Here is a 17080-nt window from a genome sequence, read left to right as displayed (position 1 = left end):
CTCGCCATCATGGCTGCACAGACTGCCGATACCTCTGCCGGAACCTCCAACACCGGCGCCTCTGTCGATCTCGGTCCCGCCACCGGCCTTTCCTGCCGGGAATGCGGCACCCGCTTCGAGCTCGGCCCGATCTTCGCTTGTGTGGAGTGTTTCGGACCGCTCGAAGTCTCGTACGACCTGCCGCTGGGCGACCCCGAGGCGCTGCGCGCCGCGATCGAGGCCGGCCCCGACAACATCTGGCGCTACGCGCCGCTGCTGCCCGTCCCCGCGGACGTGGCCTCCAAGCCGAGCCTGAACCCGGGCTTCACCAAGCTCGTGGACGCGGCCAACCTGGCCAAGGAACTGGGCTTCACCGGCAAGCTGTACGTCAAGGACGACTCCGGCAACCCGACGCACTCCTTCAAGGACCGCGTCGTGGCCATCGCCGTCGAGGCCGCCCGCGCCTTCGGCTTCACCACCCTGTCCTGCTCCTCCACCGGCAACCTGGCCGGCGCCGTGGGCGCCGCGGCCGCCCGTGCCGGCTTCCGCTCGTGCGTCTTCATCCCGCACGACCTGGAGCAGGGCAAGGTCGTCATGGCCGGTGTCTACGGTGGCGACCTGGTCGGCATCGAGGGCAACTACGACGACGTCAACCGCTTCTGCTCCGAGCTCATCGGTGACCCGCTGGGCGAGGGCTGGGGCTTCGTCAACGTCAACCTGCGCCCGTACTACGGCGAGGGTTCCAAGACCCTGGCCTACGAGATCTGCGAGCAGCTCGGCTGGCAGCTGCCCGACCAGATCGTCATCCCGATCGCGTCCGGCTCGCAGCTGACGAAGATCGACAAGGGTCTGCAGGAGCTGATCAAGCTCGGCCTCGTCGAGGACAAGCCCTACAAGATCTTCGGTGCCCAGGCCGAGGGCTGCTCGCCCGTCTCCACCGCCTTCAAGGCCGGTCACGACGTGGTCCGCCCGCAGAAGCCGAACACCATCGCCAAGTCCCTGGCCATCGGCAACCCGGCGGACGGCCCGTACGTCCTGGACATCGCGCGCCGCACCGGCGGGTACGTCGAGGACGTCAACGACACCCAGGTCGTCGAGGCCATCAAGCTGCTCGCCCAGACCGAGGGCATCTTCGCCGAGACCGCGGGCGGCGTGACCGTCGGCGTGACGAAGAAGCTCGTCGAGAACGGTCAGCTGGACCCCTCGCTGACCACCGTGATCCTGAACACGGGTGACGGCCTCAAGACCCTTGAGGCAGTGGCCGAGGGCGGCGGTCAGACCGCCACCATCCGCCCGAGCCTGGACGCGTTCCGCGCCGCCAACCTGGCCTGATCTCCCTCCCTGCACACCGGAAAGGCAGTAGCGCCATGAGCGTCAACGTCCGCATCCCCACCATCCTGCGCACCTACACCGGCGGCAAGGCCGAGGTCCCCGCCGAGGGCACGACCCTCGCCGAGGTCATCGAGTCCCTGGAGAAGAGCCACCCGGGCATCGCCGCGCGCGTCCTGGACGACCAGGGCAAGCTCCGCCGCTTCGTGAACGTCTACGTCAACGACGACGACGTGCGCTTCGAGGGCGGGCTGCAGACGTCCACGCCGGACGGCGCCGGCATTTCCATCATCCCCGCCGTCGCGGGCGGCTGCTGACCTCAGGCCGCTGGTCTTACCTGAATTGCCCCTTCCGCTAATAAGCGGAGGGGGCAATTCTGCTTGATTGGGCACGGTAGAGTTGGGGAAGTCCCCACCGCTGCTCTTGCCCGCCGCATATGAGCGGGCCGCGGGAGGGTTGACATTGAGTCAACATGCAAGTGCGCTATGGGTCGTTGGCGTGGTTTGTCCGGCCCGAGTTGCCCTGGAATATTCCGGGTTTTCACCCTATTTCAATCTTTTGCCGTGTCCAGAATTCTCGTCGGAATGACCTGTTGCAGACAGCAGCGGTGCGGATACATTCAGCCCCGGTCGAGGCGTTCCGGCGCAAGTTCTGACCCGGGACCGCGAAGTGCGGTCCTGCGCAAGGGCCAGTAATAGGGGAGTTAGGCATGGCTCAGGGCACCGTCAAGTGGTTCAACGCGGAGAAGGGCTACGGCTTCATCGCGGTCGACGGTGGTGCGGATGTGTTCGTCCACTACAGCGCCATCCAGATGGACGGGTACCGCACCCTTGAAGAGGGTCAGCGGGTCGAGTTCGAGATCTCGCAGGGCCAGAAGGGTCCGCAGGCGGACATGGTCAAGCTCGCCGTCGGCTAGTCCGGGCGCGATCGACCACCGACACGGCGTACGACTGCAACTGCATCCATACGCGATACGTACGAGGGGCCCACATCCTGGACACGGGATGCGGGCCCCTCGTGCGTGGGGTGCTCGCGGGCCTTGCGGGGCATGGGTGTTCATGCGCGGTTCCTCGAAGCCGCTTGCACTCGGGGGTGCCGAGTGCTAATCATTGGCGTTAGCACTCTCCTAGTGAGAGTGCTACCTAAACGAGGACCGGGTCAGTGAGGCCCGCAGGGTCCGGCGGGAAGAAACCGCCGGGCACGCAGGCCGTCCGTCGCGGGCGCGGGCGCGGTCCGGGAGCAATCCACCGCTGTCCGGGAGGACCACTTCAGATGGCCAAGATCATTGCGTTCAACGAGGAGGCCCGGCGCGGTCTCGAGCGAGGCATGAACCAGCTCGCCGACGCCGTCAAGGTCACCCTTGGCCCCAAGGGTCGCAACGTCGTCCTTGAGAAGAAGTGGGGCGCCCCCACGATCACCAACGATGGTGTCTCCATCGCCAAGGAGATCGAGCTCGAGGACCCGTACGAGAAGATCGGCGCCGAGCTGGTCAAGGAAGTCGCCAAGAAGACGGACGACGTCGCCGGCGACGGTACGACCACCGCCACCGTTCTCGCCCAGGCGCTCGTCCGCGAGGGCCTGCGCAACGTGGCCGCCGGTGCGAACCCGATGGCCCTCAAGCGCGGTATCGAGAAGGCCGTCGAGGCCGTCTCCGCCGCCCTGCTTTCCCAGGCCAAGGATGTTGAGACCAAGGAGCAGATCGCTTCTACGGCCTCCATCTCCGCCGCTGACACCCAGATCGGCGAGCTCATCGCCGAGGCCATGGACAAGGTCGGCAAGGAAGGCGTCATCACGGTCGAGGAGTCGCAGACCTTCGGCCTGGAGCTCGAGCTCACCGAGGGCATGCGCTTCGACAAGGGCTACATCTCGGCGTACTTCGCCACCGACATGGAGCGCATGGAGTCGTCCCTCGACGACCCGTACATCCTGATCGTCAACTCCAAGATCGGCTCGGTCAAGGACCTGCTGCCGCTCCTGGAGAAGGTCATGCAGTCCGGCAAGCCGCTGCTGATCATCGCCGAGGACGTCGAGGGCGAGGCCCTGTCGACCCTGGTCGTCAACAAGATCCGCGGCACCTTCAAGTCCGTCGCCGTCAAGGCTCCGGGCTTCGGCGACCGCCGCAAGGCCATGCTCGGCGACATCGCCATCCTCACGGGCGGAACGGTCATCTCCGAGGAGGTCGGCCTCAAGCTCGAGAACGCCGGTATCGACCTGCTGGGCCGCGCCCGCAAGGTCGTCATCACCAAGGACGAGACCACCATCGTCGACGGTGCCGGTGACAGCGACCAGGTCGCCGGTCGCGTGAACCAGATCCGCGCCGAGATCGAGAACTCCGACTCGGACTACGACCGCGAGAAGCTCCAGGAGCGCCTCGCGAAGCTGGCCGGCGGCGTGGCCGTCATCAAGGCCGGCGCCGCGACCGAGGTCGAGCTCAAGGAGCGCAAGCACCGCATCGAGGACGCCGTTCGCAACGCGAAGGCGGCCGTCGAAGAGGGCATCGTCGCCGGTGGCGGCGTGGCGCTCCTGCAGGCCTCCTCGGTCTTCGACAAGCTCGAGCTCACGGGCGACGAGGCGACCGGCGCCAATGCCGTGCGCCTGGCGCTCGAGGCCCCGCTCAAGCAGATCGCCGTCAACGGTGGTCTCGAGGGTGGCGTCGTCGTGGAGAAGGTCCGCAACCTGCCCATCGGTCACGGCCTGAACGCCGCGACCGGCGAGTACGTCGACATGATCGCCGAGGGCATCATCGACCCGGCGAAGGTCACCCGCTCTGCCCTGCAGAACGCGGCGTCGATCGCGGCCCTCTTCCTCACCACCGAGGCCGTCATCGCCGACAAGCCCGAGAAGGCCGGCGCCGCTGCCGGCGGCGGCATGCCGGGCGGTGACATGGACTTCTGATCGACCCCCGGGCTCCGGCCCGAAGGCCGATCGGCTGTTCTCGTACCGAGGGCGGCACTCCTTCTTCGCGAAGGGGTGCCGCCCTCGGGCGTTTCAGCGTTTCAGCCCGGCGGCCCGCTCAGCGGTCCTCGGGCAGCGGGTACAGCCGGAGCCCCTCGCCGAGGGCCCCGCACAGCCCCATCGCCATCGCGAGCAGCACCGCGGCGAAGACCGCGTGACGCATGCCCTCGGAATGGACGTCCCCGGGCTTCTCCGGCTGCACCTCGCCCCGCGGGTCGTAGACCAGGCGCAGCTCCGTACCGGCCTTGGCGAGCGCTTTGTCCCGGGTCAGCGCGGTGGGGCCGCCGGGCGGGCAGTTGAGACGGTGGTCGTACTTGGTCCTGTGGTGGACGCTCTGGCCGGTCTCGGGGTCGAAGGTGGAGTAGACCTCGTCGCGCGAGGTCACTTCCTCGATCACGCAGGTGACCTCGACCCCCCGGTCCCGCAGCACCACGTGGTCCACGGAGTTCAGCGCGAGGAAGACCCCGACGGCCGCCGGCAGGGCGCTCCAGGCGATGAGTACCGCGCCGCGCCCCCCGACCAGGGCGGCATGGTAGGCGAGCCCCGCCAGGGGTACGAGGATCCCGCCGAGCACCACCCACCCGCCGCCGAGCCATCCGCCCGCCCCCGCCCACCCGACGCCGAAGGCCGCCCCGGCGGCCGCCGCCGGCACCCCCACGGCGGCCAGCGCCCGCCCCAGGGTCGCCCCTGCCCAGAGCCACACCGTGTTCTTCCCGCGAGCCATCTCCTGCTCCCCCCGTCTCCCCGGTCCTTCCCGTCTTCCCTTCCGGGGACTTACACGCGGGGGAGGGCCGGACGGTTGGCGTCTGGTGCCGTAAGACGTTTTGTCTTACGCTCGTGTCATGGCTGACACCGTGACGATCCGCACCGACTCGGAGACCGAGCACGCCCTGGCCGTACTCACCCAGGACGGCAGCTCGCGATCCGTTGCCATAAGAGCGGCCGTGCTGGAGGCGGCCCTGCGCAAGGAGCGCGCCGCCGCTCTGCGGCGTGCGGTACTGCGGATGCCGCTGGGCGAACCCGACGGGATCGACATCGCGGCGGAGCTCTCCCGAAGTCGAGAGGAAGAGCGCTGATGATCTACCTCGACTCCGCCGCGATCGTGAAGCTGATCCACGCGGAATCCGAGACGCAGGCACTGCGCGACTGGCTCGACGAAAGAGCGGAGACCGGATGGATCAGCTCGGCGCTGGCGGAGGTGGAGTCCTTCCGGGCGCTGGCCCGCCATGCCCCGCAGGCCGCTGTGCGACTCCACCTCGTCCTGGATCTGATCGAACTCGTTGACCTCGATCCCGGCGTCCGCATCCTGGCCCAGACAGTTCGTCCGGCCACCGTTCGAAGCCTCGATGCCATCCACCTGGCGACAGCGCTCAGCATCGGCGGGCGATTGACCTCCTTCGTCACCTACGACAAGCGACTTGCGGACGCCGCCCGCGATGCGGGACTGGCCGTCGACGCACCCGCCTGACCTGGTTGACTGGCGGCATGACTGACGGGAGCGACGTGTTCATCAAGATCTGCGGGCTGCGTACCCCCGGGGACGTCGAGGCGGCCGTCGCCGCCGGGGCCGATGCCGTCGGGTTCGTTTTCGCGCCCGGGAGCCCCCGTACCGTCGATGCCGCCACCGCGCGGGAACTGGTCGCAGGAGTCCCGGACGGGGTGCTGACCGTCGGGGTGTTTCGCGGGCAGCCGGTGGACGAGGTGCGGCGCTTCGCCGAGGAGAGCGGCGTACGGGCCGTGCAGCTGCACGGCGAGGAGGGCCCCGAGGAGTTCGCGGCGCTGCGCGCCGAGGGCCGCACCCTGCTGCGGGCCACCGCGCAGCACGTGGAGCGCTGCGGCGAGTACGGGGAGGACCTGCTCCTGATCGACGCCCCCGACCCCGGCTCCGGCAAGCCGTGGAACTGGGGGTCGCAGGAGTTCACCGCGCCCGCGGGCCGGTGGCTGCTGGCGGGCGGGTTGACGCCGGGGAACGTAGGGGAGGCCCTGTCGGTCACCGGGGCCTGGGGCGTGGACGTGTCCAGCGGGGTGGAGCGGGAGCGGGGCGTGAAGTCCCCGGAGCTGATCAGGGCCTTCATCGCGGCGGCGCGGGGCGCCCGCGTCTGAGCGCGGGGGGCTGCCGGAGGTGTGGATTCGCTCCGCCGTCCGGCCGCTCGGAGCAGGTGTCGCCACGGATCGGGACGTGGGGGATGGTCGGCTGTCCGGCGGTCACATCGCCCATCGCCGACATCGAAAAGGTGGTTCCCGGTGAAACGAGCCCGTTTCCTCGCCGCGGTCGTCCCGTCCCTGCTGGTGGCTGCGCTCGGAGGCGTCGCCGCGACCGCGCCGGCTTCGGCCGCGCCGGCTTCGGCCGCGCCGCTGCCGAAGCCGAAGCACGAGGTCCCGCACTGCGTCACGGACGAGGGCGACCTCAACGTGCTCTACCACGTGAAGGAGCGGCTCATCGGTCCGGCCGCCTGTCGCGAGACCTACGCAAAGGAGAAGTGGGTCAGGATCGTGCCGGGCTGGAGCACGGCGCTCAGCGGCGAAGGGGCCGTCTATCCCGACGGCTACACGCCGTCCCGTCCCGATCCGATCGACGACTTCAACTCCAAGTTCGTCAGCGCCACGTACATCCTCGACAGGGGTACGCCGCAGGAGAAGACCTTCACGTACAAGAAGAAGCAGATCCTGCGCACCGGGCTGACCGGCCCCGACGGCCTTCCGTACTCGGTTGCCATCTCGCCGCCGTTCAAGGCGCCGGAGCTCGGCACGCACACCACCACCGTCCTCTTCACCCTGAGCGCGGAGCACTGCGATGGCTTCGGGACGGTCGTGGACGAGAACTGCCTGCCCGGAGGCACCTTCCCGTACACGGGTGACGCCCCCTTCACGGTGGTCCCGAAGCCCGACAACTAGGAGGGCCGGGCGCGTGGGAACGGGGCGAAGGGCGCGCCACAGGGGTCTTCGGTCCCACCGGCGACGGACGTAGGTCCCTGTCGGTGGGCCTTCCGCCCCGGCGACACTTCGAATCATGGACACTCTGGACTCGGTGATCGTCAATGTGAACGACCACCTCTGGACCTACCTGCTGATTCCGCTGGTGGTCGGTGCGGGCCTGTACTTCACGGTCCGCTCCCGGGGTGTGCAGCTGCGCCTGCTTCCCGAGATGTTCCGGGTGGTGAAGGAGAAGACCCCGCCGCGTGCGGACGGCCGCAAGCAGGTCTCGTCCTTCGGCGCGTTCACGATCTCCGCGGCCGCGCGCGTGGGCACCGGCAACATCGCCGGTGTCGCCGCCGCCATCACCCTGGGCGGCGCGGGCGCCGTCTTCTGGATGTGGATGATGGCGCTGATCGGCGCGGCCTCCGCCTTCGTGGAGTCGGCCCTCGCCCAGCTCTACAAGGTGCGCAACTCCAGCGGCGCCTACCGAGGCGGTCCGGCGTACTACATGCAGCGCGCGCTCGGTAAACGCTGGCTCGGGGTGCTCTTCGCGGTGACGATCACCGTCACCTTCGGTTTCGTCTTCAACGCCGTGCAGGCCAACACCATCACCGCCGTGGCCGCCGGCTCGCTGGCGGACGCGGACGGGTCGAACTGGTTCGGCCCCTCGCTCGGCGTGCTGCTGGCCGCCGTGCTGGGCCTGGCCGTGTTCGGCGGGGTCAAGCGGATCTCCTCGATCACCACCGTCCTGGTGCCGGTGATGGCGATCGTCTACCTGCTGCTCGGCGTCGCGGTGGTCCTGCTCAACATCACCGAGTTCCCCCGGGTCATCGCGGACATCGTCGGCGGCGCCTTCGGCTTCCGCGAGCTCGCGGCCGGCGGTATCGGCGCGGCCATCCAGCAGGGCATCCGGCGCGGCATGTTCTCCAACGAGGCGGGCCTCGGCTCGGCCCCGAACGCGGGCGCCGCCGCCGAGGTCTCGCACCCGGTCAAGCAGGGCCTCGTACAGTCCCTGGGCGTCTTCTTCGACACCCTCCTCGTCTGCACGATGACCGCCTTCATCGTCCTGGTCACCAACCCGGAGCTGTCCGGCCGCCAGGGCGCGGACCTGACGCAGACGGCGCTGAGCGACACGCTGGGCTCGTGGGCCGGGCACCTGCTCACGGTCGTGGTCTTCATGCTCGCCTTCAGCAGCATGATCGGGAACTACTACTACGGCGAGACGAACATCCAGTTCATCACCCGCAAGCGGTGGGTCCTGCCCGGCTACCGGGCCCTGGTCCTGTCGGCGGTCGTCCTGGGCTCGCTCGGCTCGGTGTCGATCGTCTGGAACCTGGCGGACGTGTTCATGGGTCTGATGGCCCTGATCAACCTGGCCGCGATCATCCCGCTGTCGGCCATCGCCTTCCGCCTCCTGGACGACTACCTCGCGCAGCGCCGCGCGGGCCTGGAGCCGGTCTTCACCCGCGACCGGATGCCGGACCTGCGCGGGGTCCAGTGCTGGGACCCGGTCCGCACGACGGTCCCGTCGGCGGCGGCCCGGGAACGGGTGTAGCGGGGCCCGTCGGCGCGGAGGTTACTGCGTGCGCCACTCGATCGTGGGACGCTGAAGAAAGCGGCTGCAAGCCGCGAAACCGTCTGTCTACGCTCGCTGGCATATGCCACAGGAGAGGGGGTCCACGATGACCGCAGCCATGGTCGAACCCGGCCGGAACGCCGACGGCCGTACGTGGGAGTACCTGCTGCAGAGCTGGCGTGACCTGGACGTGCCGGAGGGCTGGCGCGCCGAGATCGACGGAGGCCAGATCACCTTGGTGCCACCGCCCCACCGCCACCACAACGGAATCGCGGTCAAGGTGCAGCGTGCCTTGTACGGGGTCCTGCCGCCTGAGTGGGAGGTTTACCAGACGCTCGGCATCCATATCGCCGCCCTGGACAAGCTCTACGTGCCGGACCTGGTGGTCGTTTCGTCGGCGCTGGTCGACGAGGTGGATGCCGAGGTGTCCGACCCCGTCGACGCGGCCGAGGCGCTGCTCGTCGTGGAGATCACCTCCAGGAGCAATGCAGAGGACGACCGGAAGAAGAAGCTGTGGGCCTACGCCCACGCCCCCGTCCCGGTCTACCTGCTGATCGACCGCTTCGACGAGCACGGCCCGACGGCCACCCTGTTCACCGAACCCCAGAACGGCGCGTACAAGCACGCCGCCCGGGTGGCCTTCGGTGACGAGCTGCGGCTCCCCGAGCCCTTCCCGCTGACGCTGGACACGGGCGGCTTCCCGCACTGATTCGGGGAGGGCGGGACGGGGGACGGCCCTCAGAAGGCGGCAGGGCCGGAGGAGGACGCGGTGCCGTCCTTCTCGACCGACTCCACGACCGCTGTGGTCCGCAGGGATTCGACCTGCTCGGGGGAGAGGCGGGCGCTGAAGCCGTTCAGGACGTTGCGGTAGACGTGGACCGGGGTGATTCCGTAGGCGTCCGCGACGGCCGCCGGGTCGAGGCCGGGGTGCACGGTGACGATGTACGCGGGCCACTCGGCCGGGGCCGCCGCGCGGGACGCGGGAGCGGGTTCGGGCGAGGCGGTGGAGGTGGTGGAGGCGTGTGCGGGCAGGGCGGCCACGGCGGTCAGTGCGAGGGCGGCGACGGCCGTCGGCAGGGTCCAGCTCGGTCGGGTGCGCATGACGGCGAGGCCACCACGTACGGCCCGCCCGGTCAACGACCGCGGGCGGCGCGGCGGAGGTGGGCGGTGGTGAAGCGTGAGTGCGCCCCTCGGCGGATGCGTGCGGTTTCTTCCGTACGGGTGAACTTGGCGGCCCGGGCCCAGCGGGCCGAGGGTGTTCGCGCGGATTCCGCGCAGATGGGGAGGGTCCCGGGCACCAAGGGGAGAGAATCCTTTCTTCGTTAGGTACGAAGACCGGTCCGCCGACGGGCCCCCGCGCGGGCGGACAGGCGGCGCGGGCCGGTCAAGTCCGTCCGACTGACGGCCGATGAAGGGGGAGAGCCGCACTCCGGGACGCGTTCCGCGTCGAACGGAGGCGGCTCTCGCATGCCGAACCCCACCTTCAGGAGCCCCCCTCCATGTCGATGCGCCTGATCGCCCGCGTGGCCACCGCCGCCCTGCTCGCCGCCGGCCCGGTGGCCGCCGGAACCGCGTCCGCCGACGCCGCGCCCGAGCCGACCCCCGTGCCGCTGTTCGTCTCGGCCAATGCCATTCCCGGGCAGTACATCATCACGCTGGAGCCGGGCTACGACCCCGCCAAGGTGGCGGAGCGGCTGAAGCTCAAGCCGAAGTTCCTCTACACCAAGGCCATGAACGGCTTCGCCGTGCCGATGACCAAGCTCCAGCTGGACATCGCCCGGGTGAGCCTGGGCGTGAAGTCGGTGGAGGCGGACGCCAAGGTCGCGGCCCCGTCGATGGCCTCGGCCCCCGGCGACGGCGTCCGTGCGTTCGGACCCTCCTCCTCGTGGGGCCTGGACCGGATCGACCAGAAGGCGCTGCCGCTCGACAACACCTTCACCACGCAGGGCAACGGCGCCGGGGTGAACGCGTACATCCTCGACACGGGCATCGACTACGGGCACGACGAGTTCGGCGGCCGGGCCACCTTCGGCTTCGACGCGATCAAGGACGGCCGCGACGGCCAGGACTGCAACGGCCACGGGACTCACGTCGCGGGCACGGTCGCCGGTAAGACGTACGGAGTGGCGCGCAAGGCGAACGTGGTCAGCGTCCGCGTCCTCGACTGCAAGGGCGAGGGCGACTCCTCCGGAATCATCGCGGGCCTGGACTGGGTGGCGAAGAACGCCAAGCAGCCCGCGGTCCTCAACGGCTCCCTGGGCGGGGACAAGTCGCTCGCGGTGGACACCGCCGCGACCGCCCTGTCCGACGCGGGCGTGCTGCCGGTCATCGCGGCGGGCAACAGCGCGAAGGACGCGTGCAACGTCTCGCCCGCGTCCGCCGCGCGCGTGCTCAGCGTCGCCGCTTCCAACCAGTGGGACGAGGAGACCGACTTCACCAACTACGGCCCCTGCGTATCCCTCTACGCCCCCGGTGCGGCGATCGTCTCCGCCAAGCTCGGCGGCGGCAGCGTGGCCCTCGACGGTACGTCGATGGCCGCGCCGCATGCCGCCGGTGTCGCCGTCCTCTACAAGCAGGCGCACCCGACCGCGACCCCGGCGGAGATCAACGAGTTCATCGACGACGAGTCCACCAAGGACGTGCTGAAGAGCGTCAGCAAGGGCAGCCCGAACCAGCTGCTGTTCACCGGCGGCCTCTGACCCGCGGCGCCCCGGCCGGGAGACCGGCCGGGGTCGCTGACCGTCGGCGCGCCTGCCCGCATGACCTCTCAGGGGTGTCTCTCAGGGGATCTCGGGGGTCGCTACCGGATGTGGCTCGGGGTCCTGTCCCCGTAGCGTCATCTGCATGATCAATACGCGAACTGCCTTCCTGGCCGCACCCGTTCTGATGGGTGCCTACGGTGTCATCCGCATCATCGACGGCCTCGACGGCAGCCGCGGTCCGGGCCTCGCGTGGAGCCTGGGCCACCTGTGCTTCCTCGGCGCGCTCGTCTACTTCGTACGGGGCTTCGCGGCGATGCGCGAAGCTGCGGGCCGCAACCGGCTGTCCGCCGTGGGGATGTGGGCCGGCACGGCGGGAGCGACAGCCGTCGGCGTGCAGTTCGCCATCGACATGGTGGTCGGGTTCCTGTCGGCGGACCGGGGTGCCATGGACGAGATGTTCACCCGGGTCCAGGAGATACCCGGCGTGCTCCCGGCGTTCTACGACTTCGGCCCGCTGCTGTTCTTCGTCGGCCAGCTGATCCTGGTCTCCCAGCTCGCCAAGCGCCGCGTCCTCAAGTCGTGGGCCCCGCTCCTGGTCCTCATCGACACCACCCTCCCCTTCGCCGACAAGGACCTCATACCGCTCGGAGCCGTCCTCCTCCTGGTCTCCTTCGCCCCGCTGTGGCGCAGCGGCGAGGTCGTGGCGGAGCCGGTCGCTGCCGCCGAGTCGAAGGCGTTGGTTTAGGGGGCGGGAGCCCTTCGGCCCCGACCGGGTGAGGGCGTAGCGATTCTGCTCGACGCGGCGGGAGTTCGCGGCCGGTAGGCGTCGGTGGTTCGGGTATCCAGAAGGCCCCTACCGCCGAACCGAGAAGGCCGCGATGAGACTCACCCGACCTGCCCTGCTGGTTGCCACCGCGCTCCTCACCCTCTTTGGAACGACGGCCACGGCGCAAGGACACCCCGGTTCACCCGCCGAACCCATCCTCCCGAGGGCCGCGGAATCCCTGACCTACGTCACCGGTGCCCCGGTGGAGGTTCCGGACGAGTTCCGTGTGCTGCGCACGGCCAAGGCCACGTGTCCCGTCGGTCAGCTGCCCACCGGGGGAGGGCTGACCACTTCCCCGAAGTGGTTCCAGTTCGCCCTCACCAGTTCCTACGCGAACGGGCGTGACTGGATCATCACCGGCATGAACGACCAGGCCCTGAGTTCCGGGAGCATCTCGGCCACGGTGGTCTGCTCACCGTCCGCCCACCACCAGGTTTTCGGGGGCGGTACCACGCTGACGAGGAACCAGGTCGTCATCCTGCACCAGCCCTGCCCCAACGGTGAGGTGCCCACGGGTGGGGGAGGTCGGGGTCAGGCGCAAGGCGTGGTCATCCAGAGTTCGCTCCAGAGCCTCAACACGTGGGAGGTCAGGTACTGGAACAACACCGGCCAGAACCAGACGGTGGAGCCCTTCGTCGTCTGCTCGGCCGCGCCCCACCAACTGATCCCCGGACGGCCGGGCTCGGTGGGGAAGTTCCACGGTGTCGGGACCTCGTGGGTCGGGTACCCGGCGAGGCACGGCACCGGACGACGCGGACCTGACCGACAAGATCCGAAAGAGACGGCCTAGGCCATGAGTCACCTTCCCGCGGACCCGACAGCGCTTCACCCGTTGCCCGACCAGCCGCGCGTGGTCCTGCTGAAGCCGCTGGTGACTTCGCCGCTGATCGAGGTCGGGGAGTACTCGTACTACGACGACCCGGATGATCCGACCGGGTTCGAGACCCGCAACGTGCTCTACCACTACGGGCCGGAGAAGCTGGTCATCGGGAAGTTCTGCGCGCTGGGCACCGGGGTGCGGTTCATCATGAACGGGGCCAACCACCGCATGGACGGCCCCTCCACGTTCCCCTTCCCCATCATGGGCGGATCCTGGGCCGAGCATTTCGGCCTGCTCGCCGGCCTGCCGGCCAGGGGGGACACCGTCGTCGGCAACGACGTCTGGTTCGGCTACGACACCATGGTCATGCCCGGAGTGCGCATCGGGCACGGCGCGATCATCGCTTCCGGCGCCGTAGTCGTGGACGACGTCCCCGACTACGGCATCGTCGGAGGCAACCCGGCCGAGCTCATCCGCACCCGCTACAGCGAAGACGAGATCGCCCGCCTGCTCGCCCTCGCCTGGTGGGACTGGCCGGCGGAACACCTCACCGAGCACATCCGTGCCGTCATGACCGGCACGATCGACGACCTCGAAGCGGTCGCACCACGGTCCTAGCCGAGGGCGGCGTCGCGTGAGCGGGACCGTCAGCCGCGGAGGTGGTCGACGACGGCGAGGAACAGGAAGAAGTTGGGGATCTTCGCGACCGGGGTGTTCGACCAGGACAGCATCTTGCCGGCCTTCGCCAGGAAGACGGTGCCGTCCTTGATCTCGATCTTCTGGATCTCGCTCCACTGCACGGCGCCGCGCTTGGCGGTGGAGATCCCGCTCCTGGTCATCGCGATGTCGCCGAACCGGACGGTCCCGCCCTGCTCCAGCAGGGTCATCACGTGGGGCAGCTGGGCCCGGGTGATCTCGTGCTGGATGGCCCCGCCCCAGCGCTCCGGGTCGGCGTAGAAGTTGGTCAGCTTGACCGAGGACCCGTCCTGCTTGAACAGCGTGTACAGGTAAGTGGTGCCGACGTAGACGCCGTTGGCGTACTTCCTGGTGATCTGCTGGAGCGCCGTCAGCGAGTCCCAGCGGAACGCGTCGGTCGGGCCGCTGTGATCGGCGACGAGCAGGCCGTGCTCGAAGAGGTGGATGCGCTTGGCCGCCTGCTTGCGGGACAGGTTGGGGCTCTGCATCAGCATCCACACGAACATCAGGCCGGGCAGGACGAAGCAGGCCAGGCCGAGCAGCATGAAGACGACGAGCCCGATCATCCGTCCGGTGCCCATGCGCTGGGGGAGGAAGGTCTCGCGATGCTCCCCGAGGTTGTGGGCGGTCGCGAGGGACGCGACCGCATCCGGTATCTGTTCCTGGGCCATGGGGGCGGCAGGTGACGCCATGGTTCCTCTTTCAACACGCCCGGGATGTTCTCCACGGGACGGACTGCTTCCGGTTTGCGGAGCGGAGCCTACTGGCCGCTCCGGCGCCCTCCCCACCGGGCTCCCCTCAGGCGTGCACCGCAGGCACTCCGTGGTCCGTCCCGCAGCCGGTCAGCGGTCGAGGTCGATCGTGAAGCGCCTCGTCCCCGGAGCGATCGTGTCGGCGTGGACCGAGCCGCGAGCCCCGCTGAACTCCCCGGTGCCGCCGGTGATCGCGTTGTCGAAGGAAGGGGGAGGGCCGGGGTTGAGGATGCCGAAGACCGTGCCCTGCACCGAGAGCTGGCCGGTCGGGAGGTTGTAGGTCACGACGCACTCCTCCGCTCCGCCGTTGTCGACCCGGGTGGTGGTGCAGGTGCCGCCGGTGTCACCGACCTGCTTGCCGTCCTGGTCGAAGAGGATCGAGTGGAAGACGGTCCGATCGCCCTGGGCGGGGGCGCCGCCGGGGTTGACGGGGAAGCGCGTCTGCTGCGCGAGCTGGCCGGTGAGTGTGATGACCCGGTGTTTGCCCCCGGGGTGGGCGGAATCGGTGTCCGTCGCGGCGGCCGCGACGGGCGCGCAGGCGAGAAGGGCGGCCAGCGCAGTGGCCGTGCCGAGAGAGGCCGCTCGGATGGGGCGCATCGTGTGGCTCCTGAGGTCGATGCTCATGAATGGTCGGGTGACGCATTCATAGCCTCGGGGCGGTCGCCGCCCGGAGCGTCCCGGCGCGAACCACCGGCAGATGCAACTGATCGGACCAACTCGGGAGTTCAAGCCTCTGGGCTACGCACCCGAGCGGCGGCCTAGACCTTCACGGCGGCGAGGCGGCTGCCGCAGAGCGCGGTGAGGTCCTCCGGGTCGGAGGTGAGGACGGTGACGGGGCCGGGGGCCGCGAGCGCGGTGGCGGCGAGCATCGCGTCGATTGCGTACTTGTGCCCGTGCAGGCCGGCTTCGCGGAGCAGGGCCGTGGCGGCGAGGGCGATCTCTTCGGTGACGGGTTCGACCACCATCCGGGACGGCGCCCACCTGAGGGCGGGTACGTTGATCCGCGGGTGCACGACCTCGGGGAGCGTGGCGGTGCTGGTGACGACGCGCACGTCCCGGGCGAAGGCTGCCGCCAGCCATGCCACGGTTTCACGGTCACGCGAGACGTACTTGGAGAGGCCCTCGCTGTCGAGGACGAGAGTTCTGGTCCGGGTGAGGCTCTCGGTGACGGACGTGCCCTCTCGGCGCGTGCGTGCGAGGAGGTCGGCCTTCTCCCTGATCTCCTCCGCCGTGATCGGGCCGATGTCCGCCTCGGCCACGGCGATGAGCTCGGCAAGGTTGTCCCGTTCGATCTGGCGGGACACCGCGGCAGTGACGTAGGCGGAGAGGCCGGAAGGGCCGCTGCGGGCGCGAGCGGCCTCGGCGATGTCGCGGGGCATCGAGATCGAGTAGTTCTGGTGGGGCTCCGCCGTGCGGCTCGTGCGACTTCCGATGCCGCCGCCGTACTCCGGGTGTGGGGTGAAGAGGTACATGCGCATAGGTTTCTGGCATATGTGAGCCCATTCCGTGCTTTTGCCTGCGGGTTAGCTCGATGGTGTGACGGGCCCGGCCCCGCCGTCAGTCCGTGCGCAGGCGGGCGTGGAGGTGTTCGTCGTGCCAGCCGTCCGCGTGGAGGAGGGCTCCGCGCATGGTGCCCTCCAGGGGGTAGCCGGATTTCACGGCTACTCGGCAGGAGGCCGGGTTGGATACGGAATGGGTGATGCGCAGGCGGTGCAGGCCGAGGTTCTCGAAGGCCCAGCGGGTCACGGCGGACACCGCTTCGGCCATGACCCCGCTGCCGCGTCCGTCGGGCAGGAGCCAGTACATGATCTCGCCGCTGCCGCCGCGAAGATCGAGGTCGGCCAGCCCGATCAGGCCGACGGCCTCGCCTCCGACGGCCGGGGCGACGGCCCAGGCCGCGGCCTTCTCCGTCTCCCAGCGGCGACCGTAGCGCGCGATGCGCTTCCCGGCCTCGGCCAGGGTGAACCGGTCCGTGCGGTTCCAGTGCCGGATGTCCGGGTCGAGGCCGGCCCGGATCAGCGCGGGGGCGTCGTGGGGCTCCCACGGGCGCAGGTGGAGACCGGCGGTACCCGGGAGTTCGAGCACCGGCTGGGGGCCCGCGCTCATCCGCCCGGCCGGAACGACCGCGGGTATCTCCTCGCAGGCGCGGAACAGGGACAGGAGCGCCTGGGCCGCGGGGCTCTGGCCGTCGAAGGCGTGGCTGCGGTCCAGTCGTTCGGGGACCGCCGGGCCGGTGAGGAGGACCCAGTTGCAGGAGAAGCAGGGGATGACGTCGTAGAGGTGGTTCAGCTCGGCGTCGTGGGCGCGGATGCCCCAAGTGGGCACGAAGCACCGGGCGGGATCCCCCGGGGGAAGGTCCTCGACGAGGGAGAGGGCCTCGGCGGCTTCGGCGCCGGTCCACAGGGCGACGGGGGTGCCGCCGGTGATCGGACCCCACGGATCGGCCGGGCGGTGGGCGAGGCGGACGACTTCGAGGGCTTCGGCCCCAGGCGGGATCTCCATGCCCGTGAGTATGCCGAAGGCCCTGCC

Annotated in this window: 20 protein-coding genes; 14 read left to right on the top strand and 6 right to left on the bottom strand. The window is 69.6% G+C overall.

The features are described 5' to 3' along the window. The first annotated feature begins 9 nt into the window (after nt 1–9). The 4 genes from thrC (at nt 10) to groL (ending at nt 4203) form a co-directional block, all read left to right on the top strand. Nucleotides 10–1311 carry a threonine synthase gene (gene thrC / locus OHU74_RS16175; protein ID WP_371616573.1) on the top strand — a complete coding sequence of 434 codons (1302 nt, stop codon included), beginning with the start codon at nt 10–12 and terminating at the stop codon, nt 1309–1311. Nucleotides 1312–1346: 35 nt separating this feature from the next. Then, entirely contained in the window at nt 1347–1625 is a 279-nt protein-coding gene (locus OHU74_RS16170) for a MoaD/ThiS family protein (protein WP_328299483.1), read from the top strand. Nucleotides 1626–2017: 392 nt separating this feature from the next. Continuing rightward, nucleotides 2018–2224 carry a cold-shock protein gene (locus tag OHU74_RS16165; protein ID WP_003967346.1) on the top strand — a complete coding sequence of 69 codons (207 nt, stop codon included), beginning with the start codon at nt 2018–2020 and terminating at the stop codon, nt 2222–2224. A 356-nt stretch (nt 2225–2580) separates the two neighbouring features. Continuing rightward, a complete protein-coding gene (gene groL, locus OHU74_RS16160) occupies nt 2581–4203 on the top strand; it encodes a chaperonin GroEL (protein ID WP_371616572.1) in 1623 nt (540 codons plus the stop codon). Between the two features lie 118 nt (nt 4204–4321). On the opposite strand, the gene OHU74_RS16155 is transcribed toward groL, so the two are convergent. Continuing rightward, nucleotides 4322–4987, bottom strand: a complete 666-nt coding sequence (locus OHU74_RS16155) for a hypothetical protein (RefSeq protein ID WP_371616571.1) — start codon at nt 4985–4987, stop codon at nt 4322–4324. A 118-nt stretch (nt 4988–5105) separates the two neighbouring features. Here OHU74_RS16155 and OHU74_RS16150 point away from each other — a divergent pair, with 118 nt between their 5' ends. The 6 genes from OHU74_RS16150 (at nt 5106) to OHU74_RS16125 (ending at nt 9464) form a co-directional block, all read left to right on the top strand. After that, on the top strand, nt 5106–5339 hold the full coding sequence (locus OHU74_RS16150) for a hypothetical protein (RefSeq protein ID WP_371616570.1): 234 nt from the start codon (nt 5106–5108) through the stop codon (nt 5337–5339). Continuing rightward, the gene (locus OHU74_RS16145; RefSeq protein WP_371616569.1) at nt 5339–5731 is read left to right on the top strand and encodes a type II toxin-antitoxin system VapC family toxin; all 393 of its coding nucleotides are present in this window, start codon (nt 5339–5341) and stop codon (nt 5729–5731) included. The genes OHU74_RS16150 and OHU74_RS16145 overlap by 1 nt, the downstream gene beginning before the upstream one ends. A 17-nt stretch (nt 5732–5748) precedes the next feature. Continuing rightward, nucleotides 5749–6366: a phosphoribosylanthranilate isomerase gene (locus tag OHU74_RS16140; protein ID WP_371616568.1), complete on the top strand. Its 618-nt coding sequence runs from the start codon at nt 5749–5751 to the stop codon at nt 6364–6366. 141 nt (nt 6367–6507) lie between these two features. Continuing rightward, on the top strand, nt 6508–7158 hold the full coding sequence (locus OHU74_RS16135) for a hypothetical protein (protein ID WP_371616567.1): 651 nt from the start codon (nt 6508–6510) through the stop codon (nt 7156–7158). A 115-nt stretch (nt 7159–7273) separates the two neighbouring features. Continuing rightward, nucleotides 7274–8734, top strand: a complete 1461-nt coding sequence (locus OHU74_RS16130; protein WP_371616566.1) for an alanine/glycine:cation symporter family protein — start codon at nt 7274–7276, stop codon at nt 8732–8734. A gap of 127 nt (nt 8735–8861) precedes the next feature. Continuing rightward, nucleotides 8862–9464: a Uma2 family endonuclease gene (locus tag OHU74_RS16125; RefSeq protein ID WP_371616565.1), complete on the top strand. Its 603-nt coding sequence runs from the start codon at nt 8862–8864 to the stop codon at nt 9462–9464. Nucleotides 9465–9493: 29 nt separating this feature from the next. Here the strand turns inward: OHU74_RS16125 and OHU74_RS16120 are convergent, their stop codons facing one another. Then, nucleotides 9494–9856 (bottom strand): protease inhibitor I9 family protein, encoded by a 363-nt coding sequence (locus OHU74_RS16120; RefSeq protein ID WP_371616564.1) that lies wholly within the window; start codon nt 9854–9856, stop codon nt 9494–9496. A 404-nt stretch (nt 9857–10260) separates the two neighbouring features. Between OHU74_RS16120 and OHU74_RS16115 the strand changes: the two genes are divergently transcribed. The 4 genes from OHU74_RS16115 to OHU74_RS16100 all read left to right on the top strand — a co-directional run bounded on the left by OHU74_RS16115 (nt 10261) and on the right by OHU74_RS16100 (nt 13721). Then, nucleotides 10261–11454: a S8 family peptidase gene (locus OHU74_RS16115; RefSeq protein ID WP_371619704.1), complete on the top strand. Its 1194-nt coding sequence runs from the start codon at nt 10261–10263 to the stop codon at nt 11452–11454. A 145-nt stretch (nt 11455–11599) separates the two neighbouring features. Beyond that, nucleotides 11600–12202, top strand: a complete 603-nt coding sequence (locus OHU74_RS16110; RefSeq protein WP_371616563.1) for a hypothetical protein — start codon at nt 11600–11602, stop codon at nt 12200–12202. A gap of 133 nt (nt 12203–12335) precedes the next feature. Next, nucleotides 12336–13073, top strand: a complete 738-nt coding sequence (locus tag OHU74_RS16105) for a hypothetical protein (RefSeq protein ID WP_371616562.1) — start codon at nt 12336–12338, stop codon at nt 13071–13073. Between the two features lie 3 nt (nt 13074–13076). Then, the gene (locus tag OHU74_RS16100; protein WP_371616561.1) at nt 13077–13721 is read left to right on the top strand and encodes a CatB-related O-acetyltransferase; all 645 of its coding nucleotides are present in this window, start codon (nt 13077–13079) and stop codon (nt 13719–13721) included. Nucleotides 13722–13750: 29 nt separating this feature from the next. Here the strand turns inward: OHU74_RS16100 and OHU74_RS16095 are convergent, their stop codons facing one another. The 4 genes from OHU74_RS16095 to OHU74_RS16080 form a co-directional block, all read right to left on the bottom strand. Further along, the gene (locus OHU74_RS16095) at nt 13751–14491 is read right to left on the bottom strand and encodes a DUF6585 family protein (RefSeq protein WP_371616560.1); all 741 of its coding nucleotides are present in this window, start codon (nt 14489–14491) and stop codon (nt 13751–13753) included. A gap of 150 nt (nt 14492–14641) precedes the next feature. After that, nucleotides 14642–15148, bottom strand: a complete 507-nt coding sequence (locus OHU74_RS16090) for a hypothetical protein (protein WP_371616559.1) — start codon at nt 15146–15148, stop codon at nt 14642–14644. Nucleotides 15149–15309: 161 nt separating this feature from the next. Beyond that, nucleotides 15310–15771 (bottom strand): PIN domain-containing protein, encoded by a 462-nt coding sequence (locus OHU74_RS16085; RefSeq protein WP_371619703.1) that lies wholly within the window; start codon nt 15769–15771, stop codon nt 15310–15312. Between the two features lie 337 nt (nt 15772–16108). Then, nucleotides 16109–17053, bottom strand: coding sequence for a GNAT family N-acetyltransferase (locus OHU74_RS16080; protein WP_371616558.1), 945 nt, complete (start codon nt 17051–17053; stop codon nt 16109–16111). Nucleotides 17054–17080 lie beyond the last annotated feature (27 nt).

Origin of the sequence: Streptomyces sp. NBC_00454 (assembly GCF_041434015.1) — a bacterium.
Classification (GTDB): Bacteria; Actinomycetota; Actinomycetes; order Streptomycetales; family Streptomycetaceae; genus Streptomyces.
The sequence above is the reverse complement of the archived record's forward strand: the minus strand, read 5'-3'. Positions and strand labels throughout refer to the sequence as shown.